This window comes from Chitinophaga sp. SVR4-12A (genome assembly GCF_056754765.1).
In genome coordinates, this window is the sequence record NZ_JBPGWP010000001.1 from 4648426 (window position 1) to 4674712 (window position 26287).

At 48.1% G+C, this 26287-nt stretch carries 16 protein-coding genes; 14 read left to right on the forward strand and 2 right to left on the reverse strand.

Going from position 1 to position 26287, the window contains the following annotated elements:
• Positions 1-32 precede the first annotated feature (32 nt).
• The 5 genes from rsfS (at position 33) to ACR9Y8_RS19195 (ending at position 4653) form a co-directional block, all read left to right on the forward strand.
• A complete protein-coding gene (gene rsfS, locus ACR9Y8_RS19175) occupies positions 33-434 on the forward strand; it encodes a ribosome silencing factor (RefSeq protein ID WP_481214862.1) in 402 nt (133 codons plus the stop codon).
• A gap of 159 nt (positions 435-593) precedes the next feature.
• The gene (gene ftsH / locus ACR9Y8_RS19180; protein ID WP_481214863.1) at positions 594-2618 is read left to right on the forward strand and encodes an ATP-dependent zinc metalloprotease FtsH; all 2025 of its coding nucleotides are present in this window, start codon (positions 594-596) and stop codon (positions 2616-2618) included.
• 9 nt (positions 2619-2627) lie between these two features.
• A complete protein-coding gene (locus tag ACR9Y8_RS19185) occupies positions 2628-3263 on the forward strand; it encodes a LutC/YkgG family protein (protein WP_481214864.1) in 636 nt (211 codons plus the stop codon).
• Between the two features lie 81 nt (positions 3264-3344).
• Positions 3345-3773 carry a hypothetical protein gene (locus ACR9Y8_RS19190; protein ID WP_481214865.1) on the forward strand — a complete coding sequence of 143 codons (429 nt, stop codon included), beginning with the start codon at positions 3345-3347 and terminating at the stop codon, positions 3771-3773.
• Positions 3774-3882: 109 nt separating this feature from the next.
• A complete protein-coding gene (locus tag ACR9Y8_RS19195; RefSeq protein ID WP_481214866.1) occupies positions 3883-4653 on the forward strand; it encodes a UDP-2,3-diacylglucosamine diphosphatase in 771 nt (256 codons plus the stop codon).
• A 5-nt stretch (positions 4654-4658) separates the two neighbouring features.
• Here the strand turns inward: ACR9Y8_RS19195 and recO are convergent, their stop codons facing one another.
• Positions 4659-5396: a DNA repair protein RecO gene (gene recO / locus ACR9Y8_RS19200; RefSeq protein ID WP_481214867.1), complete on the reverse strand. Its 738-nt coding sequence runs from the start codon at positions 5394-5396 to the stop codon at positions 4659-4661.
• A gap of 12 nt (positions 5397-5408) precedes the next feature.
• On the reverse strand, positions 5409-7691 hold the full coding sequence (gene porZ, locus ACR9Y8_RS19205; RefSeq protein WP_481214868.1) for a type IX secretion system anionic LPS delivery protein PorZ: 2283 nt from the start codon (positions 7689-7691) through the stop codon (positions 5409-5411).
• 97 nt (positions 7692-7788) lie between these two features.
• Between porZ and ACR9Y8_RS19210 the strand changes: the two genes are divergently transcribed.
• The 9 genes from ACR9Y8_RS19210 (at position 7789) to ACR9Y8_RS19250 (ending at position 26280) form a co-directional block, all read left to right on the forward strand.
• Positions 7789-9147, forward strand: a complete 1359-nt coding sequence (locus ACR9Y8_RS19210; protein ID WP_481214869.1) for an efflux RND transporter permease subunit — start codon at positions 7789-7791, stop codon at positions 9145-9147.
• Complete coding sequence (locus ACR9Y8_RS19215) at positions 9147-10193, forward strand: efflux RND transporter permease subunit (protein ID WP_481214870.1); 1047 nt, start codon at positions 9147-9149, stop codon at positions 10191-10193. The genes ACR9Y8_RS19210 and ACR9Y8_RS19215 overlap by 1 nt, the downstream gene beginning before the upstream one ends.
• Positions 10194-10433: 240 nt before the next feature.
• Positions 10434-11144, forward strand: coding sequence for an IS1595 family transposase (locus tag ACR9Y8_RS19220; protein WP_481214871.1), 711 nt, complete (start codon positions 10434-10436; stop codon positions 11142-11144).
• A gap of 633 nt (positions 11145-11777) precedes the next feature.
• A complete protein-coding gene (locus tag ACR9Y8_RS19225) occupies positions 11778-14990 on the forward strand; it encodes a SusC/RagA family TonB-linked outer membrane protein (protein WP_481214872.1) in 3213 nt (1070 codons plus the stop codon).
• Positions 14991-15016: 26 nt separating this feature from the next.
• Positions 15017-16471 (forward strand): SusD/RagB family nutrient-binding outer membrane lipoprotein, encoded by a 1455-nt coding sequence (locus ACR9Y8_RS19230; protein ID WP_481214873.1) that lies wholly within the window; start codon positions 15017-15019, stop codon positions 16469-16471.
• A gap of 148 nt (positions 16472-16619) precedes the next feature.
• A complete protein-coding gene (locus tag ACR9Y8_RS19235) occupies positions 16620-19859 on the forward strand; it encodes a SusC/RagA family TonB-linked outer membrane protein (protein ID WP_481214874.1) in 3240 nt (1079 codons plus the stop codon).
• A gap of 17 nt (positions 19860-19876) precedes the next feature.
• Positions 19877-21217, forward strand: a complete 1341-nt coding sequence (locus tag ACR9Y8_RS19240; protein ID WP_481214875.1) for a SusD/RagB family nutrient-binding outer membrane lipoprotein — start codon at positions 19877-19879, stop codon at positions 21215-21217.
• A gap of 350 nt (positions 21218-21567) precedes the next feature.
• Positions 21568-24726 (forward strand): SusC/RagA family TonB-linked outer membrane protein, encoded by a 3159-nt coding sequence (locus ACR9Y8_RS19245; protein ID WP_481216236.1) that lies wholly within the window; start codon positions 21568-21570, stop codon positions 24724-24726.
• 21 nt (positions 24727-24747) lie between these two features.
• Positions 24748-26280 carry a SusD/RagB family nutrient-binding outer membrane lipoprotein gene (locus ACR9Y8_RS19250; RefSeq protein ID WP_481214876.1) on the forward strand — a complete coding sequence of 511 codons (1533 nt, stop codon included), beginning with the start codon at positions 24748-24750 and terminating at the stop codon, positions 26278-26280.
• Positions 26281-26287 lie beyond the last annotated feature (7 nt).

Sequence of the window (26287 nt, forward strand, 5' to 3'; positions counted from 1 at the left end):
TAAAGTTTATTTTTAACAAAAACAAGTTTTTATTGGCACCCTTAACCGTTCTGAACACGCGTAAGAAAGCGCAAACACGCTTAAGCAGAGACAGTGAGATTTTTACCACCATCGTAAAGGCCATTCAGGATAAAAAGGGGGAAAATATCGTATCCCTGGACTTGCGCCAGATCCCCGAAGCAGTGGCCGATTTCTTCATTATATGCGAAGCAAATTCCAACACACAAGTAAGGGCCATCGCAGACTTTGTGGAAGAGCAGGTACAGCTTCAAACGGGTGAAACACCCTATAAGCATGAAGGCTTTACCGCTCAGCAATGGATACTGGTGGACTATGTGAATGTGGTGGTGCATGTATTTCAGCCGGAAACCCGCAAATTCTATAACCTGGAAGAAATGTGGAGCGACGCTGAAAGAACCGAACATAACGATTGAACAAAAGCCTAATATAGTAGTTAGATATAATGGCTAACTATTAGCTATATATTGGGGTTATTCCCGGAAAGGTTATTAGCTGTGAATAAATAATAGTTAATAACAAAAAAAATATGAAATATTTGCAATAAACATCCGTCAAGGAGCGACTAGATTATTATGGAAAGAGGCAACAATTTTATTAAAGGTTCGGATAAATCGCCAAAGAAAGGACCGAAGTTCAATATATACTGGGTGTATGCCTTTATCGGTATCGCCCTGCTGGCTATGAACTTTCTTGATTTCCGTTCACAGCCGCAAGAAATCAGCTTCCAGCAATTTCAGCTGGATTATTTACAACCCGGAGATGTTGATAAGCTGGTAGTGGTGAATAAGAAGTACGTAGAAGTGTACATCAGGAAAGACAAGTTGAACGAGCCCAAGTACGACAAAGTAGCTAAAGGCCGTTTCGGAGCACCTAACCCCGGACCGCATTTTCAATTCAGTATTGGTAGCGAAGAAAGTTTTAAAGCCGACCTTGATAAGGCGCAAACAGGCGTAAAACCGGAAGATCGTGTAAACGTATATTATGTTGACAGGCAAAGCTGGTTTGAACCGGTATTCCAGCTGCTCTTACCGATCATACTTATTATTGGTCTGTGGATCCTGCTGATGCGTAAAATGGGCGGCCCTGCAGGTAGCAGCGGTGGTCCCGGCGGTATCTTCAATATCGGTAAATCCAAAGCCACCCTCTTTGATAAAGGCACCCGCGTAAATATCACCTTCAACGATGTTGCAGGATTGGACGAAGCCAAGGTGGAAGTGATGGAGATCGTAGACTTCCTTAAGAATCCAAAGAAATATACCGCACTGGGTGGTAAAATACCAAAAGGCGCTTTGCTGGTAGGCCCTCCGGGAACCGGTAAGACTCTGCTGGCGAAAGCGATGGCAGGAGAAGCCCAGGTACCGTTCTTCTCCATGTCTGGTTCCGATTTCGTGGAGCTGTTCGTGGGTGTGGGCGCCAGCCGTGTGCGCGACCTGTTTAAACAGGCCCGTGAAAAAGCGCCCTGTATCATCTTTATAGATGAGATAGACGCCATTGGCCGCGCCAGGGGTAAGAACGTGATGATGAGCAATGATGAGCGTGAAAACACCCTGAACCAGCTGCTGGTAGAAATGGACGGTTTCGGTACCGACAGTGGTATCATTATACTGGCAGCAACCAACCGCCCGGATGTACTGGACAGCGCCCTGTTGCGCCCCGGCCGTTTTGACCGCCAGATATCCATCGACAAACCGGATCTGGCAGGCCGCGAAGCCATCTTCGATGTGCACCTGAAACCCATCAAGAAATCACCCAACCTCGATATTAAGAAACTCGCCGCTATGACCCCCGGTTTTGCGGGCGCAGATATTGCCAACGTATGTAACGAGGCCGCACTGATAGCTGCCCGTAAAGGCAAGAATGAAGTAGAAATGGAGGATTTCAACGATGCGGTAGATCGTGTAATCGGAGGCCTGGAAAAGAAGAACAAGATCATTTCCCCGGAAGAGAAAGAAGTGATCGCCTATCACGAAGCCGGTCACGCCATCTGCGGCTGGTACCTGGAACATGCTAACCCGCTGGTAAAGGTAACCATTGTACCGCGCGGTGTGGCTGCCCTGGGATATGCGCAGTACCTGCCTAAAGAACAATACCTGTACAATACGGAACAGCTGATGGACGATATCTGTATGACCCTTGGCGGCCGTGCAGTAGAAGACATCGTATTCGGCAAAGTATCTACCGGCGCACAGAACGACCTGCAGGTGATCACCCGCATGGCCTACGCTATGGTAACCGTGTATGGTATGAACGATAAAGTAGGTAACGTATCTTTCTATGATCCGAACAGCGATCAGGCCTTCACCAAACCTTATTCTGAAGAAACAGCCAAGATGATCGACGAAGAAGTGCGTAACCTGATTGAAAAGGCTTACGTAAGGACCAAGGCGCTGTTGACAGAAAGACTGGAGAACGTGAAAGTACTGGCACAGGAGTTACTGAAAAAAGAGGTGTTATACCAGGCAGACCTGGAAAGGCTGATCGGTAAACGCCCTTACGATACACACAAGGAGCATCACCTGAATAAAGAAGGAATGACCACAGATGGCGTACATCCTACGGATATCATCAATCCTTCTCCTACACCAGTTAATGCGTAAAGGGGTATTATGAAGATATCTCCCGCCAAGGAAAATATTCTGAAAAGAGTACGGAATGCATTAAGCCAGTCGGTACAGTTGCCCTTCCCTAATTCGGAGGGCAACAACTCCGTTTTTAAAACAGAGAACGAAGGGCTGGAGCTGAAGTTTGCAGAAGAATTTGCCCGTTTGCAGGGGAAGTTCATTTACTGCACCGGCAAACAAGAGCTGACAGAAAACCTGCTGGCTTTGGCGGCGCACAAGGAATGGAACCATGTTTACTGCCAGACGCCTGCACTCTTAAACGCATTCAAGCTTGCACAGCTGCCCTTTATCAACAAAGGGGATATGCACGAGGCAGATGCCGCTATCACAGATTGCGAATACCTGGTGGCCCGCACAGGCACCATGGTGCTGAGCGCTGCACAGCCTTCGGGCAGAGCGCTGCCGGTGTATACGCCGGTACACCTGGTGATAGCCTATACACACCAGCTGGTATTTGATCTGAAAGATGCGATCAACCGCCTGAAGGACAGGTATAACGGGGAACTGCCGTCCGCTATATCTTTTGCCACCGGTCCAAGCCGTACGGCAGATATAGAGAAAACACTGGTGGTAGGTGTGCATGGTCCTAAAGAGGTGTATGTGTTCCTGGTAGATGAATAAACTACAACAAGCGATTAAAATAATGATAACAGCGTCCTGATTCACATCGGGGCGCTGTTCTGTTAAGCATATAATCGGTCTATGAAGCGATCTTTCCAATTAGCTATTGCATGTATTTTTTTAATATTGTCCTGTAACAACGCAGGGCACCAGCCTGGAGGTCCTTTGCAGGTAAAAGGCCGCTGCGCTATTTTTTACACACCGGGCGAGGATAAGATGCGTCAGTTAAAACGGGAGTTCGGTGAGCAGAGTTTTCCGGGCATTGCGGCTACCAATGAGCAGTACATGAACGAAGCCAGGCAGTTCCTCACAGAAAAAAAGGTGAAGATCATTAACACCAGCCAGTATGAGCTGCATTTTGAAAAGCCTAACGGCGAAGTGTACCCGGTGAACCTGAACCGTTCCAAATACGCGTGGGAAATATTTTTATTCAACGGCTTTGATGATCCTGTGAAGATCGATATTACCAACATCAGGGAAGAGTATGAGGCCGCACAGATGGAGAAATAATAATTAATAATTAAGAATTAAGAATGGCGGTACAAGTGGCCAGGCTGAATTCAAGTATATTTCGCAAACAATTATTAATTATTCATTTTTAATTATTAATTAAAATGGAATGCATCATATAGACGTGCCGGCTAATAAGCGTGTTTATTTCGCTTCAGATTTTCACCTGGGGGCGCCCAATGCAGCGGCCAGCAGGGAAAGGGAACGGCTGATCGTACGGTGGCTGGACGGCATTGCGCAGGATGCACATCATATTTTCCTGGTAGGCGATGTGTTTGATTTCTGGTTTGAATATAAGGAAGTGATCCCCAAAGGCTATATCCGCCTGCTGGGTAAACTGGCTGAACTGTCAGACCGCGGCATAGGCATCTCTGTTTTTATTGGCAATCATGATATGTGGATGGATGGTTATTTTGAAGAAGAGCTGAATATCCCCGTGTTCTTTGAACCGCAGACCTATACCATCAACGGTAAAAAATTCTACGTAGGACATGGCGATGGTTTAGGCCCCGGCGATCATGGATATAAGTTCCTGAAGAAGATCTTTCGTAACCCGGTATGCCGCTGGCTGTTCTCATTGCTGCATCCCTCCTGGGGCATTGCCCTGGCCAATTATTTCAGCCGTAAAAGCCGTGCTGCAACAGGGATGGAACTGGAAAAGTTCCTGGGCGAAGAGAACGAATGGCTGGCTATCTACAGTAAAGAGATCCTGCAAAAAGAGCATTTTGATTACTTCATTTTTGGTCACCGGCACTTGCCCCTGGATCTTCCTGTAGGGCCCAACAGCCGGTATATCAACCTGGGCGACTGGCTGAACTATTTTACCTACGCTGTATTTGATGGCCAGCGCACTAACTTAATAGAGCATAATAAATATTAGTGGATCTACGCGTCCAGTATCTCGTGTAATATAGAGGGAGACTGCAGTTCTGTAAAATCGGGCAGGTGCAGTTTCAGGAAGTCGAGGTAGGCATACAGCAGCTTTCTTCTCCTGTCTTTGCTCATGGAGATGCGGCCAAGAGCGGCCAGCTGCGGGCAATGGAACAGCATGTCTGTCAGCTCGCTGTTCACGTCATCCAGGTGATTGATGTGATGCGGCGGCAGGTCTACAAAAGTGCCTTCCTGCAGATCAAGGTACGGAGTGTATTCAGAATAACGGCCATTGAGCCGGAAGCCCAGCATTTCCGCCAGTCTTAATGTAAAATATAAGGGCAGGTTGGCTGCAACGGCGGGTTCGCTGCTGTCCAGCAGCTGCAGGGTGTGCTCTGCCAGGTAGTAAAGCTCCTCCTGTTGTTCCGGCTGTTTCAGACATCGCTGCAGTAGCTCTATCATATAGAGCGCTACCGTATTTTTTACTACACTAAAATGCAGCGCGGTATAAATATATCCCAGTTTGTATTCGGAGATCCGTTGCAGGTTTTTCTGTTCCTGGTGGTATACCACCATTTCGAGTATATTGCCGGGCTGTATCAGGTTGCCTTTTGCCGCTTTGGGTTTTGCGCTGCGGGCCCCGTTCACAATGTAGGATTGTATGCCGAATAGTTCTGTAAAAACACTTGCGATCACGCTGGTTTCACCATACTTCACCACTCTTAATACTATGCCGCGTGTTTTGTGTAACATAACACCGGCAAGTTAGTTAATAAAAGCAATTTTGGTAACCAGCTTTTCCGAGCCGTTATCGTCTGTAGCAAATATGAGATAAATACCGCTTTGCGGGCGGTGCCCGGAGTAGTCTTTTCCGCTCCATACTGCCTGTCCGCCCTGCGCGCGTGTCTCAAATACCAGTCGGCCGCTGATGTCTGTGATCTTTACCCGCGCATTTTGTACCAGTCCCCGGATGGCGATCGTGCCTCCATAACCGGGTGGCACGGGGTTTGGAAATACCAGGACGCTGTCTGCAGTCATATGGGGTGTCCCTTCTGTAGCGTTGGCCCTGAAGGACACCAGTCCCAGGCCGGTGGCAAAGAATACTTCGCCGTTAAGCGGGTTGACGGCGATCCGGCTCACGGCGTTGTCTGGCAGCGGGCTATTATCAGTATTGAAATGTGCAAGGATCTTTTCTCCGCTGCTGTTGATCAGCCATACGCCATTCTGTGTACCTATCCATTTCTGGTTGGCCCCGTCTACGGCAATGGTGTTCACCTGTTCATCCCGGAATAGGTATCCTGCGAAATTGTCCTGCTGCACGATGGGAAGATAAGCGCTGCAACCGGTAGTGAAGACATTTTGCGGACAGGAGAAGATGGCGATGCCGCGGCTGGTGCCCACCCATATCCATCCATCCTTATCCCTGGCCAGGGAGCGCACATCATCTGAAGGAAGGTTGCCCTGTGCAGCGCCGCTGCGGTACAGCATCCAGCGGTCATCCGCCGTATTCTCCAGGCTGTTGCCGTGATTGAACACGAACAGCCCGTTGCCCCGCGGGGATATGATCCATTTCTGATCACTATCATCGATCAGGATATCACTCAATGCATTGTAGGTATGCGCATAGGGGATGCGAAATGATTGCCAGGTGTTATCCGGCTTTTTTACCAACAGGTCTCTGTCTGCCCCGTAGGCGCTGAGCCACAGGTTGCCGCCTGCATCTACGGCCAGGCCGCTTACCCGGCTGGCTTTGGGGTTGTCAACGGGCGGGGGCAATGTAGGCTGCGCTACTACGTTATGATTGCCTGCTGCATCTACTATCAGTAATCCGTTGCTGAAAGAGCCGATGTAATGGGCGCCGGCGGCATCGGCAGCCAGCGGCAGGAGGTCTGTAATGGTATCGAGGTAGGGTTGCGAACTGACGTTGTAATTGCGCCATTCTTCCTGCTCAAAAACAAAGTAGCCGTTACGGTTACCTGTAGGCGCCCAGTTGGCGCTTACTGCACCGGCGGTGGCCCAGAGACTGTTATTCACAAACAGCATATTGCCTCCCACTACTCCTGCGGGGGCGTTGGGCGTAAGGCTGCTGAAGTTGTTATTCTCGTATAGTACAAGGCCCTGCCGGGCGTCTGCGATCCAGGTGGATCCATCCAGGGTAGCCGCCTGCATAGGCGCTTTTAACAGGGTGTGCTGCAGGGTATTGGCGATTGTGGCGTCGGGAAGCAGGTGAAGCACGCGGGCCTCAGCAGCGCCGTCAGCCTGTTGGCAAAGCAGTAACTGTTGCTGATTTGCGCTGATGGAATTGATATGCCGCCCATCCGCATACCAGGCTTGCCAGCCATCCTGTTCCAATGAGAACAGGCTGTCTTGCTGTTGGCAGATCAGCCGGTTCTGCAGGCGAACAATGCCCTGTACCGGAGCCGCTTGCAGGCCTTGCATAACAGGGGCCCAGTTCCGGTAATTGGCCAGGTTAACACCGCTCAGCGGGGCCCGTTTCACGCCTTCAGCCGTGGCCGCATAAAAATAGCTGTTGTCGGCGGTTACGGCGTAAACGGCTATGTACTGGCCGTTACTGCCGATGATATAAGTATCGGCTGTTTCCTGTTTATCTGTGTTCACCACCACAATACCGAAGCCAGTGGAGAGCCAGGCCATGTCCTTGTAGAAGAAGACATGTTGAATGATCTTATTGCCCTGGATGTTTTTGCGCAGAATGTCGGGCAGGTTGTGTACCTGTTCGTTCTGCAGAAGGTCGAGGTTGCCATTGCTGTAGCCGATCAGCACCTGGCCATCGTCGCTGGCGCCAATGGCGCTGATACCGGCGTCATGCAAGCCGTTCAGCTTGGTGTAACGCGTAATTTCATGGTCTCCGGCAGTTACAGCGAACATATTATAGCCGGTGGCGCAAAACACTTTCCCGTTTGCGCTCACCACCGCTTTCGCCTGCATATAGGGCAGGTGTTCCCGCCAATGCCCGATGGGAACTTGTTGCGCGCGGCATAGCTGCACCGGAAGCAATGAGATCAGGAGAAGATAAATAGGGCGCATAGCCGGGTGATGACCATTCATTAACATATTAGCACATCAGCAAATTAGTAAATTATTTATTTACCTTTACGCTATTTATAAAATTGAAAAAATCCTTATGTGGCAACGCTTAGCAGGTTGGGTGTTAAAGTTCCGATTACCTTTGTTAATACTATTACTGGCCGGTACGGTTGTCATGGGCTACTATGCCAGTAAAGTACAGTTATCTTACGAATACGGCAGCGCCATACCCAGGGATAATCCGGAGTTCCTGACCTATATGCAGTTCAGACAGCAGTTTGGCGAGGACGGTAATATGATGGTGCTGGGTGTACAGACCGACCAGTTTTTCAAGGCTGATTTCTTCAACGACTATGTAAAGCTTAATAAAGATATCAAGGCGGTATCTGCGGTAGAGAACATTTTGAGTGTGCCCCTGGCCGTTAACCTGGTAAAGAACGACAGCACCCGGAAATTGCAGGTAGTGCAGCTGTTCCCGGATCAGCCTTTGCAACAGGCCGCACTGGACAGCCTCTCCGGTACATTCCGTTCACTTCCTTTCTATAGCGGACTATTGTATAATCCTGGTACTAACGCATACCTGATGGCCATCCGCATCAACAAAGATGTGATGAACTCTGCAAAGCGTATAGGCGTGATAAAAAGTATCATGGACCTGGCAGATGCGTTTGGCAAAAAACACCAAACGCAGGTGCGCCTGAGCGGTTTACCCCTGATCCGTACTATTATGGCCACCAAAGTGGCCGATGAAATGAGGTTGTTCCTGAAACTGTCATTTATACTAACGGCCCTGATACTGCTGGTGTTTTTCCGTTCGTTTAGTGCCGTGCTCATGTCGATGATCGTTGTGGCGATAGGCGTGATATGGTCTGTGGCCACTATTGTACTGTGCGGTTATAAAATAACATTGCTGACGGCGTTGATTCCGCCGCTGATCGTGGTGATCGGCATTCCCAACTGCGTATACTTCCTGAACAAATATCATGTGGAATATGCCCGGGATGCCAATAAAACCAGGGCGCTGGTGCACATGATACAGCGTATGGGCATTGTGACGCTGTTTACCAATATCACCGCGGCGATTGGTTTCGGGGTATTTTACTTCACTAAAAGCCCGTTGTTGAAGGAGTTTGGCGTTGTGGCAGGTTCCAACATCATGTTCATCTTCCTGATCTCCTTCATTTTCCTGCCGGCGGTGCTCAGTTATCTGCCTCCGCCCAAGACCAAGCATACCAGTTACCTGGATAATCCTTTATTCAGGAAGGTGCTTGACCTGCTGACTAACCTGGTGTTTAAATACCGTCCCTGGGTGTACCTGCTCACCGTGATCATGGTAGTAGCAGCGGTGCTGGGTATGCTGCGCCTGCGCCCCGAAGCTTACATGCTGGATGATATTCCGAAAAGTGACCGCCTGTATACCGACCTGAAATTCTTTGAGCGCAATTTCCGGGGGTAATGCCGCTGGAAATTACCGTTGATACAAAAAAGAAAAATGGGGTGATAGGGCTGCAATCCCTTAGCAAACTGGATCAGCTGACACAGCTGGTGGCGTCTCAGCCCGATTTTGCACGGCCGCTCAGCGTAGCCGAAGGTATAAAGTTTGCCCGCCAGGCCTATTATAATGGAGACAGCACCAACTACAGCGTACCTAACCAGTTTGATATAGGCTTCCTGGCTCCGTACCTGCGTATGCGTGGCACAGGTGGTAGCAACTCCACTTTTACCAAGCTGGTAGCTTCTTTTATGGACAGCACCCGCCAGGTGGCCCGGTTGAGTGTGAACATGGCTGACGTAGGTTCCCGCCGCCTGCCTATCTTGCTGGATTCGCTGCGGCCTAAAGTGAGCGCCATATTCGACACTGCTGATTATAAAGTATCTTTTACCGGTACGAGTGTGATCTTCCTGGAAGGTAGCCGTTTTATCATTAACGGCCTTACTGAGAGCATTGTGCTGGCCTTTGTGCTGATCATCTTCTGTATGTTGTACCTGTTCCGCAGCTGGCGTATGCTCCTGATCTCGTTAATACCTAATATTATACCGCTGGCGGTTACAGCCGGCGTAATGGGATGGCTGGGCATCGCGCTGAAACCCTCTACCGTACTGGTATTCAGTATTGCCCTTGGGATAGCTATAGACGTGACCATCCGATTCCTGGTCAATTTTAAACAGGAGCTGCCTAACCATGAGCTGGACATATCGGCAACGGTAAAGCAGACCATTCACGAAACCGGTTTAAGCATTATCTATACCTCGCTGATCCTGTTTGCCGGGTTTATGATCTTCAGCTTTAGTGAATTTGGCGGCACCAAATCCCTGGGTTGGCTCACCTCGCTGACGTTAGTGATGGCGATGGTAACCAACCTTACGATATTGCCCGCGCTGTTGTTGTGGATGGAGAAAGCCCTGCTCAAAAAGGCACGAAAAAAGGACCTGTGGCCTAACTTAGATGATGAACCAGATGTAGAAATGTCTAAGCTTGGGTTGGACGATACCAAGGAATAGAAAAAACTGAAATATCTTGCTAAAACTGGAACGTTCCGGGATTCAGGTCTCCGGGACGTTCTCTTTTAGGACAATTAGCCGGATTTTGAAGGAAATCTGAAGGAATTCTGAAGCAGAAATTTGCCTCAAATAATCTAGTAAGCAGCATTCATCCCATCCATTTAGCCGTTTGTATAAAAGCGCTCTATATACCCATTAAAAAGTAGGAGGTTTAACATGCCATTCTAACCTTCTTGTTCAATGAAAAACAGGTACTTAAAGGGCGCTCACTTGTCTGAGCGAAAATTTAAGGAGATCCTAAAGCTCTTCTCTGAAGATCTCACGGCCACCCAGATCGCTAGTATTAGTGGGGTGAGCCGGGTAACGGTTAATAGTTACCTTAAAAAAATCCGTCAGCAAATTGCCAGGTACTGCGAGCTTCAGCAGCCCGCAGAAAGCATTGTAAAACCGGTCATCCATGAGCGGCATGAACATCATGAGCATCGTAATGGTCATGATACTGCTGTTTCGGTAAAGACCGAGGTAAACCGTGCTATCAAGCCAATTGTGTTCGGGATCTACCGGCATGCCGACAGGTTACACACGGAAATATTGCCCGATGTAAGCAGGGCAATGATCCATGCTATTGTACGGGGCCGTTCAGTGCTGGAAACATTAGGTGCAGCCGAGCGGATTCGACATTTCAGCAATATTGTGGACCTTGGGCATTACCGCTTGTATCGCCTGGAGCACGCTATGGCTGGTGAAACCAACGGTAGTATTGCCATGGCGGATGATATTGATGCTTTTTGGGGCCTTACCAAGCATCGTTTAGCAAAGTTCAAAGGGCTCAACAGGAACACAGTATACCTGCATTTGAAAGAATGCGAGTTCCGGTACAATCACCGGAACGAGGATCTGTATGAGGTGTTGCTGGCCCTGTTGAAAACGCACACGCTGAATCTTTCCTGACAAGCTTAGCTTTTTTTGAAGACAGGTCATGTACGATTGCTGAGAAACACCAGGTGGTGAACCCGGAATTGAAGCAACACGGGATTCCTGTCGAGAAACATATTAAATTTTCTATCATAAATCTGGATTATCTAGATTTAGATTTTGGTTGATGAGCGCAGGCGGTATTCCTACCGCTTGCTTGATTTTTTTCTGTGATTTTTAGAGCTAGATAAAATAACGTTGTTAAATTATCTTGTAGGTAAAATGTAATCTAATATTGTACTGTACCTATTTAAACATAATAAATCAAAATAATCTGTTAAAGCATTGTTAATTCTTATCTTGAACCCAGGTATTTAAATGTTATAACAAACGATCGTCTTCTTAATAGGCTTAATTTTGAAAGGTTAAAATATCGTTAAGATTAAGAAGACGGAAATTTGCTTAAGGAAATGATACACTCAACAGTATGCGAACTGATACACATGCATTAAGACACTGTACATCTCTCCGCTAAGCAGACTAAAAAGAAGATTATTGGACATTGATTGATGTAGGAAATGGCGCTTCCGGGCGTCCTGGGGACTCAATTTTATTTATCGGCTTTTTTATTCGCACAATAAAATCAACACAAAAAACTAAACAAAGCTTATGAGGAAAGTTCTATTTCTTCTGCTGGGTGTGTTGTTCCTTGCCGGTCAGGCTTTCGCACAAAGCCGCACCATCAAAGGCAGGGTCACATCAGCAGATGATGGTCAACCGGTAATAGGTGCCGCTGTAGTGGTAAAAGGCACCTCTACGGGAGCAGTCACTAACCCCGATGGTGAGTACACCCTACAAGTTCCGGACGGAGCGACCACGCTGGTGATTCGCTCAGTAGGAATGAAAGAACAAGAAGTAACCCTGAAAGGATCTAACTCAGTAAATGTAGTATTACAGCAGGATGTCAGGAGTCTTACAGAAACGGTGGTAACAGCGAACGCGATCCGCAGGGATAAAAGCTCGCTGGGTTATTCAGCACCAGTGATCAAAACCGAGGAATTAACCAAAGCACAGGTAACCAGCCCGCTGAACGCATTGGCCGGTAAGGTAGCGGGTGTGAACATTTCCAGCACCGCAGGTGCGCCGGGAAGTTCTTCCAGGGTGGTGATCCGTGGTGGTTCTTCTATCAGCGGCAACAACCAGGCGCTGATGGTGGTGGATGGTGTGCCCATTGATAACTCCAGTATCATAGGCGGTGATGACAGCCGCAGCAGTATTGACTTTGGTAACCGTGGTAACGATATCAACCCGGAAGACATCGAGTCAATTACCGTACTGAAAGGCCCGGCAGCAGCAGCGCTGTATGGTTCCCGTGCCTCTAACGGCGCCTTGATCATCACCACGAAGACCGGTAAGAAAGGGGCTGGTAAAAAGAATGAAGTTACTTTTAACAGTTCTGTTACTTTTTCCAATGTGCTGAAACTGCCAGACTTCCAGAATGACTACGGTCAGGGAGGTTACCAGGAGGCAGATCCTCGCGAAAACTTCAGCTGGGGCCCTAAATTTGACGGTACCGAAAAAGAGTGGGGACAGTCTATCAACGGCGTTCGTCAGAAAAAGGCTTATGTTGCGCAGAAAGATAACGTAAAGAATTTCTTCGGTACAGGCGCAGCCTTCAATAATAATGTATCACTGTCAGGCACAGGCGACAGAACGACGTACTACCTGTCATTGACGAGCCTGAACTCTGATGGAGTGATGCCCGGCAATTATGACAAGTATAACAAATATGGTGTGCGTTTTAACGGTAGCGCTCAGCTCACCAATAAGATTACTACCAGCATATCGATCAACTATAACAAGATCAATAGCGACCTGGTACAGGGCGGCCAGGGGGAAGGCTCCGTATATGACAACGTGATCCAGACCCCGAGGGATATTCCTCTTGATAAAATGAGCGACCTGAACAACCCCTATTATAGCATGGGCGGCATATTTGACGCTAATGGCGTTGAGCGGTACGGTTATTATGGAGCTTACACCATTAGCCCGTATTTTATCCTGAAGAACTACCGTAACCTGAACGACGTGGACCGCGTTACCGGTAACTTCACCGTTGGCTATAAGCCACTGGAATGGCTGGATGTAGTAGAAAGATTAGGTGCTGACGTTTATTCAGACCGCCGCAGATACAAGTATCCTAAGTTCTCAGTAATACCGGCTGATGATCTCGGCGACTTCTATTCTGAAGACAACGTGCATCAGAGCGTGGGTAAATATGGCGAAGAAGACTATACACTTAGTGAGATCACAAATGACGTGATGATAACTGCCAAGAAGCAGGTTAATCCTGACTTTGGTTTTTCAGTAATGGTGGGCCATAACGTGCGTCAGCGTGTATTCAATACGCTGGTGACACAAACCAATCGTTCAGCCGGTCTGGTGGTACCTGGATGGTACGCCCTGGATAACAGTAACGGCCCGGTGTACAGCTTTAATGAACGTGAAACCAGAAGACTGGTAGGCGTCTACGGTGAAGTGAACCTGGATTACAAGCACATGTTATACCTTGGTTTTACTGCCCGTAACGACTGGTCTTCGACATTACCTCCGGAAAGCAGATCTTTCTTCTATCCGAGCGTAAACGGATCGTTTGTATTCAGTGAATTACTGCAGGGAACCTCCCTCAGCAACATCTTAAGCTATGGTAAGTTACGCGCCAGCTGGGCGCAGGTAGGTAACGACGCGCCTGCGTATTTCCTGCGTACTTACTACGAGAAGACGGACATTGCAGGCGGCTTTGGCAATACTACCTTCCCGCTGAACGATATACCTGGCTTTACAAGAGGTAACCGGATTGGCAACCCCGACCTGAAGCCTGAGATCACTACGGCATTTGAAGTAGGTGCAGAGCTGAATTTCTTCGATAACCGCGGGTCTGTAGACTTCTCCTATTACAGGAACAAATCTAAAGACCAGATTCTGCCAGTGCCTATCGCACCTGGCACCGGTTATTCCTCCAAGGTGCTGAATACCGGTGTTGTAGAAAATAACGGTGTGGAACTAGGTCTGCGTGGTACACCCATCCGTACGGCTTCCGGGTTTACGCTGGAACTGTATGGCACTTACACAAAGAACAAAAATGAAGTGGTGGATATAGCCGGTGGTGTAGACCAGGTAACTGTTGGTGGGATCAGCGCTTTAACCATAGTAGCTGCCAAAGGTCAGCCTTACGGTACTTTCTTTGGCCAGACGATCAAACGTGACCCGCAGGGACGTGTAGTGGTGAGTGCAGCAGATGGTATGCCTGAGCTGACAGACCGGGCGCAATACCTGGGTTCTTATCTTCCCAAGTGGCAGGCGTCATGGGGTGCTAATATGAGCTACAAAGGTTTCAGTTTCGGCATTCTCTTCGATACTAAGCAGGGTAATAAATTCTACTCCCGTACCAAAGACCTGATGGACTTTGTGGGTATAGCTCCTGAAACTGTGGTGGGTGGCCGTGATCCCCGCGTATGGGCTAACTCTGTTATAGAAACTGAACCGGGTAAATATACAGAGAACACTTCTCTGACCTATGATCCGCAAGACTGGTTTACTAGCAAGATACCTTCTGGTATGCATGTAATTGATGGTTCTTATATCAGGCTGCGTGAACTGAGCCTGAGCTACCGTATACCGAAGTACCTGCTGAACAGAACTCCGTTCGGCGAAGCTTCCATCGGTATATTCGGTAACAACCTGGCCCTGTGGACTGCTAAAGAAAACGTGTATGCAGATCCTGAAGTAAACTCAGGCGGTGCTACTAACGAGCAGGGTTTTGATTTTACTGCACAACCCTCACTGAGGAACTATGGTGTGAACCTGAGAGTTACTTTCTAAGTTTTAAAAGTTAAAGATCATCTAACATGAAATTGACAAGTAAAAGATATATAGCAAAGTCCGTAGCCGCTACGCTGGCAGTGCTGGTATTGTCTACATCAGGATGTAAAAAGTTCCTGGATGTAAATGATAATCCCAACCTGCCGGAACAGGTGGACGTACCCTTGATCCTGCCGTCTGCACAAGCTGCCATCGGGCATGTACTGGGCAACCATTTCCAGATCTATGGCAGTATATGGGGCCAGTACTGGACACAATCTCCATACTCTTCCCAGTATAAGTCTATCGATCAGTACCAGCCTGCTTCTAACGATTTTGACAGGCCCTGGGGTATCCTGTACAATGACGCGTTTGAAGATCTGCAGATCATCATCGGCTACAAAGGGCAGGAAAAATACAAGCAATACGCTGCTATCGCTTATATCCTCAAAGCATACGATCTGCAGGTTATCACGGATGCATTCGGTGATGCGCCATTAACGGAAGCCGGGCTGGGAGACCAGAACCTGAGCCCCCATTACGATGCCCAGCAGAAAATATATGATAGTATCTTCAGCTACATAGACCAGGGCCAGGCGTTGATCGATAATGCTTCCGCTTTTCTTCCCGGCGCTGAAGATCTGATCTTCGGCGGTGATATGGATCAGTGGACAGCATTCGCCAACACGCTGAAACTGCGTGCCTACCTGCGTATCGCTTTAAAAGATCAGGCAAAGGCAAAAGCCGGTATCCAGGCATTGCAGGGTAAGCCTTTTCTGACAGAAGACGCGAAGATCTCTTACAGCCAGACAGGCGGCAACCAGAATCCCCTGAATGCTGAAATGATCGGCTTAGGTGGAACACAGAACCTCGTGGCCAGCGCTACCGCTGTAAATCAGATGAAAGCGCTGAATGACCCGCGTGTTAGCGTGTTTTACAGAAAAATACCTGCCAGCGGTCTTATAACGCCTATCCCGCAGGGTAGCTTTAATACAACGCCCTCTGTTACCATCTCTACTCCTTCTTATGTAGTAGGCGCAAGGGCCAGCGATCCGCTGTCTGCTTTAGCTCCGGTGAAATTTATCTCCGCTGCTGAAAGCTATTTCCTGCAGGCGGAAGCAGTTGTTCGCGGCTTTCTGACAGGTGATGCAAGAACATTATACCAGGAAGGTATCACTGCCAGCTTCACTTCCTATGACATTGAGCCAGGTACCTATATTACAAATATTGTGGCAGCATGGCCTGCAGGTGCTGAGCAACAGATCAACGCCATTATCACACAGAAGTACTTCGCTATGTGCGGTAACCAGGGCTTTGAAGCATGGACGGAATGGCGCCGCACCGGTTATCCTACTTTCTTTGTTAGGTCTGAAGCATCAGTACTGGGCAACGGATTATACCCGCAGCGTATGCTGTATCCCAATACGGAAATTACCAGGAATGGCAATTTCCCTGGCTTACAAACAGTAACAACGAAGATGTGGTGGGATGTGAAAGACTAATAAAATAGTTGTTTATATAAACACAAAGAGGGCGTTCTCAAAGCGAGGCGCCCTCTTCTTTTTTAAGCTGATTTTAATTCCCCATCTTCCGCTTTCAGCGTAATTTTCCCCTGTTAAACGGAAAAACAACTCAATCAAAACCATGCTTATGAGACGTCACGTACTGCTCATCGCTATTCTATTGGCGGTGACTTCCCTCGTGCGCGCGCAACAGCGCCAGATCACGGGTAAAATAACGGGGGGCGATGGCAAACCCGTACCCTTTGCCACCATCCAGGTAAAAGGCACTTCCACCGGTGCCGCTGCCGATGAAAACGGAAATTTCAAATTAAATATCCCCGGAAATGATGCGGTCCTGGTCATCCGCAGTGTAGGCTATGCCAGTAAAGAAATACCGGCAGGCAGTAATAGCTACGTGGAGATCACGCTTAAATCTGATGAAACCAACCTGCAGGAGGTGGTGGTCACAGGCTTAGGGATACAGCGGTCTAAAAAAGCGCTGGGCTACGCCGTGCAGGATGTAAAAGGGGATGAGCTTACAAAAGCTGGCCAGAGCGACGCCCTGAGGGGTTTATCGGGCAAGGTGGCTGGCGTGCAGATAACTGCTTCTTCAGGTACGCCGGGGGCAGCTACCTACATCAAATTGAGAGGCACCAATTCCCTCACTGGCAATAACCAACCCCTGTTTGTAATTGATGGTATCCCGGTGGATAACTCCCAGAACTACTCGGGCGATCCTTCAGATGCCACCAACAACCTGCTGCAAGGCGCTACCAATACTAACCGCGGAGCAGACATCAACCCGGAAGATATTGAAAGCATCTCTATCCTGAAAGGTCCTGCCGCAGCTGCTCTATACGGTATAGACGCTGCTAACGGCGCGGTGATCATTACCACGAAGAAAGGAAAGGCTGGCCGGATACAGGTAGATTTCAGCAGTGGTGTTGCTTTTGATGCAGTGAACCGCCTGCCCAAACTGCAGGATGAATATGTAAAGGGAAGCGGCGGTGAGATTGCTCCCTACAGTTCCACTAACCGCTATTCATGGGGTGCTAAAGCAGATACGCTTTTCTGGACAGGCGTTCCCAATGCTTACGATGTACACGGCGATATTGTAGGCAAGTCAGATCCGAGGGCTAAAATCCCCTTCAAGCCATACGATAACATGAAGAATTTCTTCCGTACCGGCTCTACCTTTAATAATTCACTTTCTTTCATGGGAGGCAATGATGCCGCTACTTACAGGATGTCTGTATCTCATTTGTATCAGAACTCCATCGTGCCGCTGCAAAGCTATCAGCGTACCACTGTCGCTTTCTCCGGCCAGCTGAAAGTTTCCGAGCATGTAAAAGTGTCCAGCAGTATTAATTATACTACAGACGGAGGCGATATGCCGCAGAACGGCAGTAACCTTTCCGGTATCATGCTCGGACTAACCCGAACGCCTATTTCTTTTGACAACTCAAACGGCGCTGCAAAAGCCGACGATCCTAAGGCATACCTGATGCCTGACGGCCTGCAAAGGTCCTACCGCACCACAGCATATGACAATCCCTATTGGACCATCAATAAGAATCCCTATACTACGAATGTGAACCGGTTGATCGGGAATGTACAGCTGGACTACAACTTCCTGAAAGACTTCACATTCACCTATCGCATAGGAACGGATGTTTACAGTGATAACCGCCATCAATATTACGAGATCCAATCCGGCGCATACCCGGGCGGCCGTATCTTCGATGACCGTTATACCTATAAAAGCGTAAACTCAGACGCTATCCTTACTTATGCGAAGCAGTTGTCAAAAGATTTCAGGCTGGATGCAAAAGTGGGTAATAACTATTATTCACGTAAGCTGGATGAATTGTATACCCAGGGCGACGGCTTAACATCACCGGGATTCAATAACATCTATAATGCTACTGCTTTAAAGTCGGCCAACTTTGTAACGCCTTACCGCAGGGTTTCCGGCTATTTTGATATTAACCTGGACTACAGGTCTATGTTGTTCCTGGAGCTGACCGGCCGTAATGACTGGTCCTCTACCCTGCCGAAGGATCATAACTCCTTCTTTTATCCTTCCGCAAGCCTGGGCTTTGTGTTCACAGAGCTGGACGGCCTGAAGAACGATGTGCTGACCTTTGGTAAGCTCAGGCTTTCTGCAGCGCAGGTAGGTAAAGATCCTGGTCCCTTTAATATCAGGTCTTACTACACCGCGACCACCTACAGCGGCGATGGGTTTACTTCCGGCATTTCCTTTCCTTATAACGGCACCGGGGGATTCAGCCTGAACAATGTATTGGGTAATCCCAATCTGAAACCTGAAAAAACCAATTCTTATGAAGTGGGCGCACAGCTGCAGTTCTTTAAAAACAGGATCGGGTTGGACGCTACCTACTATTACTCCAAAGGAACCAACCTGCTGGTGCAATCTCCCATTGCCGGTTCTACAGGTTACCAGTATGTAACGCTGAACGCAGGCTCCATCAGAAACCAGGGTGTGGAAGTGACTTTAACGGGACGGCCGATAGACACCAAGCAGTTCACCTGGGATGTGAATGTGAATTATAGCATGAACCGCAGCAAGGTATTGGCGCTGGCGCCGGGTATTAACCAGATAACGGTGAACGGCTTTACCGGATCAGTGATTGCGCATCTGCCTGGCCAACCTGCCGGTATTATCTACGGGTATCCGTTCCTGAGGGATAGCCAGGGCAGGATGGTGATCAGTGATGATCCCAATAGTAACTACGGTTACCCCATTGTATCGCCTGATCAGACCCGCATTGGTAATCCTAATCCAAAGTTCCTGCTGGGTGTAGGTAATACGTTTACCTACAAAGGCTTTTCACTGTATGCGCTGGTTGACTGGAAGCACGGCGGAGACATGTGGAATGGTACCCGCGGCTCGCTCATGGCGATAGGCACTTCCGCCGTAACGCTGAACAGGGGACAGCAAACGGTTTTCCCTGGTGTGCTGGGACACCTGGATGCACAGGGTAATATCGTGCATTATGAAGGAGGTGGCGAAAAAGCAGGCGCAGGCCCCACCAACAATGTGAAAGCTGCACTGGATGAAGCATGGTACCTGGGCAACGGCGGCGGCTTTGGCGGACAGACAGAAACATTTATAGATGACGCCTCTTTTGTAAAGCTGCGGGAGATCAGTTTATCATACGATCTCAGCTCTTCTATTTTTGCCAACTCACATTTTATCAAAGGCATCACGGTGGCTGCATTTGCGCGTAACATCATTTTGTGGACGCCCTATAACGGTATAGACCCGGAAACCAGTCTTACAGGCGCCACCAATGCACAGGGCATTGATTATTTCAACATGCCCGGCACCGCTAGCTATGGGCTGAATGTAAAAGCCAGGTTTTAATATTAAAAATCACGACCATGATACGGTATTCCAGATATATACTACCCGCGCTGCTAATGCTGCTCTGCTTCAGTGCGTGTAAGAAATCATACTTCTACACGGGGATCAACGATGATCCTTCACAGCTAAAGAATCCGGCGCCTTCTGCTATTCTGCCCGGCGCTATCTTAAAAAGCGCCTATATATGGGGCGGGGATGCATCCCGTTTTGCATCACTGTTCATGCAGCAGAGCACCGGTATTGCTAACCAGGCCTATAACCATTCCTTATACACCGTTACACCCGATGATGTAGACAACATGTGGTACGCAGGCTTTTACGGCGCTATCATGAACGATATAAAAGCCATGATAGATACGGCCACGGCTCAGCAACAACTGCACTATGCGGCAGTAGGAAAGATCCTGATGGCAAGCAACCTCGGAGAGGTAACAGATCTTTGGGGCGATGTGCCTTATACCCAGGCTTTCCAGGGGCTGGCAAACACCCAACCCAAATATGATTCACAGCAACAGGTATATGATACTTTGCAGAAACTGCTGGATGAGGCCATTACATCGCTGACAACTGATGATGGCAGCCCCTTCCAGCCCGGTACACAGGATGACCTGATGTTTGGCGGTAACCTTGATCTGTGGGTGCGCTTTGCACATGCATTAAAGGCCAAGTTCTATCTGCACCTGGTAAAAGTGAGCCCCGGCGTTATACAACCCGCATTGAACGAGATCCCCCAAGGATTTGAAGACGGCGACGGCGCCTTTGTGAAATTCGTAGGCACCAGTGCTACTACTACACAGGCGCCCTGGTATCAGTTCAATACGCAACGCGGGGATATTGCTTTTAACGGTTATCTCAACGATCTGCTGTATAAAGCCAAAGATCCACGCTACGCTGTATATTACGATCCTTCAGACAGCACATTGCTGGGCAACCTGTACGGCGCGTCAAATACTGCCGTCTACTTCATGTCATATGATGAATTGAAGTTCATAGAAGCAGAGCTGCAGTTCAGGAATAATAACAAGACTGCCGCTGCCGTAGCCTATAATGAAGCAGTAAGCGCCAATCTGTCAAGAACAGTTGGCAGCGATGCTTATTTGCAGGAGGTATCCAGAACTGCTGCCAACATTACTTTGAACGATATCATGACGCAGAAATATATAGCGCTCTTCTTGAGTCCTGAAACCTGGACGGATTGGCGGAGGACAGGCATCCCGGTATTAAAAGCACCGCAGGGAAATACTTTAGGAGGTCAGCTGCCGCGTTCATTATTATACCCGAGCAGTGAGCAGCGTTATAATACCAATGCTCCTAAAAATACTACTATGCTCAGGCGGGTATGGTGGGATGTACAGTGAGGTAATTTATTAAAATAACCCTACATGATAAGAATAAGACTGTCTGCCATACGGCAGCAGTCTTTTTTTTATGCTATTCTCAAATAAGCTCCGAAAAAAATATTATTCCCTAAAAGTTAATCTTATGTTAATGATTTACACCCGCATCAGTATTGCATTTTAGTTCTATAACACATACCCATTATCTGTTATATTATGACTTACTTGAAGTTATATGATACTATTTTATCTTTTTATAATACCGATCTGCTTTTTTTTACGTAAATTATTATTGTTAACAATTTTCATCAACCAAAATCTTCTTCTCGCTTATGAAACAAGCGCTACTCGTTTTTACCATGCTTATGGTAATGTTTAGCCTGGCGTACGCCCAAGAGCGTCAGGTTTCGGGGAGGATAACTGGACGTGACGGAGTCCCCATACCGTTTGCAACAGTCCAGGTAAAAGGCACATCAACAGGTACCACATCTGATCAGGGTGGAAATTTCAAATTACACGTTTCAGGAACTAACCCCGTACTCATTGTCAGGAACATCGGTTTTGCATCAAGAGAAGTTCCGGTGGGCCAGGAAAGCACACTGGATATTACTTTGGACCAGGACACAAAAAACCTCAGCGAGGTAGTGATCACAGGCGCCTTAGGTATCGCACGTCAGAAACGCTCTGTAGGTTATGCTGCCACCGCACTCAAGAATGACGAGATCACCCGGGTGTCTCCCACCGGTCCGCTGGACGGTTTGAAAGGCCGCGTAGCAGGTGCGGATATTTCCACGCTGAACTCACAGCCCGGTGCTTCTTCTAAAATTGTGCTGCGCGGTTATACTTCACTGAGCGGCAACGTACAGCCTTTATTTGTGGTAGATGGCGCACCTGTTACCAACCAGCAGCTGGCCAACAGAAACCCGGATGCAACCAGTAATGGTCTTGACTTTGGCAACGGTATCAGCGATCTCAATCCCAATGATATAGAAAGTGTAACGGTACTAAAAGGTGCTGGCGCTACTTCGCTCTATGGTTCCCGTGCAGCCAACGGTGTGGTGATGATTACCACCAAGAAAGGAAAATCCGGGAAAATAAAAGTGGAAGTAAACAGTGCCGCGACTTTCTCTAAAGTGGGCATACTGCCTGAGTTCCAGAATACCTTTGGTCAGGGTTGGAGTGGTCACTTCGCCTACGAAGAAAATGGCAGCTGGGGCCCGCGCATGGACGGCAAACCACGTTTATGGGGCGCCGTGGTGGATAACTCTCAGCTGCTGAAGCCCTTCTCTCCGGAAAAGAACAACATGAGGGACTTTTATGATATTGGTACAGAATTCAATAATACAGTAGCTATCAGCGGCGGTAACGAAACCAGTACTTTCCTGCTTTCCCTGGGTAATGTTACCAGCGATGGAGTAATACCCACAACCGCCGATTATCTGACCCGTAATAACATCGGTCTGAGAGCTTCTACCAAGTTTGGTAATTTCTCTCTTTCTGCTTCGCTGAACTATATTAAGAGAACATCCCGTTATGTAACAGACCTTGGTGATGAACGCGGTGCCACTCCCTTCCAGGAGATCATGCAGATTCCACGCGACCATGTGATCACCGACGGCCGCGATTATCATAACAAGTTCTATGATGTAGACAACTATTTTACCCCTTACGCCGAAAATCCCTACTTCCCCATTTACGAAAATGGGAACAGGTACTACAGCGATCGCGTTTTCGGTTACTTTGAAATGAGCTATAAGTTTACTCCATGGGCAAACCTCTTATGGCGTGTGGGTGGTGATGTTACAAACGCCCGTTTGAAAGACTGGAAGGCCATCAATGCCCCGAAGGTAGGCAGCTGGAACGCCGGTGCTAACCCCGCGGGTTCTATCCGGCAGGCCGACATAGGTTACGTAGGGGAAATCAGCCCTAATGCCAGGGAATATAACACCGACCTTATGTTGCTGCTGTCTCCTAAGATCAATGATGATTTATCTATTGATGGCACCATTGGTTTCAACTTCAATGAAAGAGGTACACGTACACATTTCTCCAGCATCGAAGGGCTCACTATTCCCGGTTACTACAATGTGAGCAATTCGTCTAACCCGCCAAAGACCAGCACCGATGAGACCTTGCGCAGGTTGTTCGGATTATACGGCCAGGCAACGCTGAATTATAGGAATTATCTGTTTCTTACCCTAAATGCAAGAAATGACTGGTCTTCTACATTGCCTATTAACGCAAACAATTTCTTCTATCCTGGTGTAAACGCATCCTTTGTATTAACGGATCTCCTGAAAACAGATCCCAAAGGGCTTTCTTTCGCGAAGATCAGGGCAGGTTATGGTAAAACAGGCAATGACGCCGGGGTATATCTGCTGAACAGCGTATTGGTGCCTGCTGATATCATCACCGGTTTCGGTAACCTGATCTTCCCGGTAGGCGGAGTCAGCGCATTTTCTGTAGGCAACCGCATCGGTAACAATAACCTGAAACCTGAGTTTACTAAGGAGCTTGAGCTGGGTACTGAATTGCGGTTCTGGGATAACCGGATCGGTCTTGATGTTGCATGGTACAACAGAAAATCCACTAGTCAGATCATCGCAATTGATATAGCGCCGTCTTCCGGTTATAAAACACGCACTATTAACTTTGGCGAAATACAGAATAAAGGCATTGAGCTGTCTCTGAACGTTGCCCCGTTCCGCGGAGATGGCTTTAACTGGGATTTTACCTACACCTTTGCGCGAAACAGGAACGAAGTGATCGACCTGCCGGAAGGAGTAGAAAGGTATCAGCTTACCTTCTTCCGTGATATGAAATTTGTAGCCATCAAAGGCCAGCCACTCGGCGTGATAGAAGGGATAGGTCCGAAGCTAAGCCCGGATGGAAGGCCCATTATTAACGCTACCAACGGCCTGTATGTAGATTCTGACAGTGATGTAAGATATGGAGATACCCAGCGCGATTTTGTAATGGGTTTGGTAAATACATTCAGCTATAAAGGCGTGTCGCTTGGATTTAATTTTGATTACCGTAAAGGCGGTGTTATGTATTCCAATACTTCGGAGCTGACAAACTTCGTGGGCAATGCATGGCGCACTACCTATAACGACCGCCGTCCTTTCATTGTGCCCAATTCAGTGAACGAAATAGTGGACGGCTCCGGAAAGGTCAGTTACGTAGAGAACACTACACCGATCGATTACGCTAACTATAACGCATACTGGTATATCTCTTCTAATAAGGCCTATGCTTACGGCCAGAACATTATCAAAAGAGACTTCTTAAAGCTGCGCGAGGTTACGCTCAGTTATGCCCTGCCATCAAAGTATGCACGTGCAATACGGGCAGATCAGGCGCAGATCACCTTCTTTGGCAGGAATCTCTGGATCTGGACGCCGGATGACAATCTCTTTATAGATCCCGAGATCGCCAACAGGGGTAATGCATTAACATCTGACTGGCTGGAGCTGGGAGCAGCGCCTGGTATAAGGAGCTTAGGCGTTGCATTAAAACTAACTTTTTAAACTTTAAAAGTTAAGAGCATTATGAAGAAGCTGATTATATATACCATGTTGTTATCGGCGGTAATGCTGACCGGTAGCTGCAAAAAGGAATTGGACATCAATACAGATCCAAATAATCCCCCACTTGCGAATGCCGAGCCTAATCTGCTGTTCCCTTCTGCAGTGGCCTATACAGCCGGCCGCATCGGTGGCGAGCTGGCAATCGCTGGCGGCATATGGTCGCAGCTGTGGACGCAGAGTGTTGCTTCCAACCAGTACAAAAATATAGATGCCTACCAGGTTACACGTGCAGATTTTAACGGTAGCTGGAACGAATTGTTCTCCGGTGCGTTAACTGATTATGCAACCTTGATAAAGATCGCTAAGGAAAGAGAGGACTGGAACTTTGTGCTGATGGGTACAGTAATGAGGGCATATACCTACACCGTGCTGGTAGACCTATATGACCAGGTGCCCTTCTCTGAAGCATCCCAGGGCGAGGCCAATCTCACACCTAAATTTGACCCGGGCGATGCCATCTATACCGCCCTGCTGGCTGAGATAGATGATGCGCTCTCTAAAGATTTTACAGCCAGGTCCAATACGCTGCCCGGTACAAGTGATGTCGTATTTCCCGTGGGGAAAGATGAACCTTTCCTGTTGGATAAATGGATCGCTTTTGCCAATACCCTGAAGCTGAAAATGTACCTGCGCATGGTCAATGCTAAACCAGCAGATGCCGCAGCAGGTGTCAGAAAGCTATACACAGAAGGCGCAACCTTCCTGGAAGAAGATGCCGCACTTGCCTTTTATATAGACCAGCCGGATAAAAGCAATCCTTTGTATGAAGAGAATTTCCGCCGCCTGAACACTACGACTAACATACGTTTGAGCATGACGTTCTATAGCTGGCTGGCAACGCATAATGACCCGCGCGTATATGAATATTTTACCATAGCCACAGGAGGTCCGCTTGCCATTAACCAGGGAGATTTTAATAATCCCGCGACAAATCCATGGGGAAGTGCTTCCAACCTGTTTATTGATCCTACTTCTCCAGTGCATTTCATTTCAAAGGCAGAATCGTACTTTATTCAGGCCGAAGCGGTGGAAAGATATTTTAATGGAACAGGTCCTAACGGCACTAATGGTAAGCAACTATATGACGCAGGTCTTACCGCTGCCTTTGCGCAAGTAGGTCTTCCTGCAGACAGTGTGCTGGACAGTTTGTTGATAAAAGACTATGCTTATCCAGTTAACGGCACTTTCCAACAAAAACTGGAAGCCATCATTGTACAGAAATGGGCGTCTCTTTCAAACTCCCACTCATTGGAGGCCTTCTTTGAAAAGAACCGTACCGGCTTTCCCAGAACCAGCGCCGTATATAGTAACTCTACAGATGGCAAAACCTGGGCAGCTAATTATACGCCGGGATATTGGGTATATCCCAAGAACGCTGTTACCAACGGCCAGTTCATCAAACGCCTGGTATTTCCCGACAGTGAAATACGTGCGAATCCTAATGTACCGGCGATTGTACCCCCTACAACCCCTGTTTGGTGGGCCATTAAATAACTTAAAA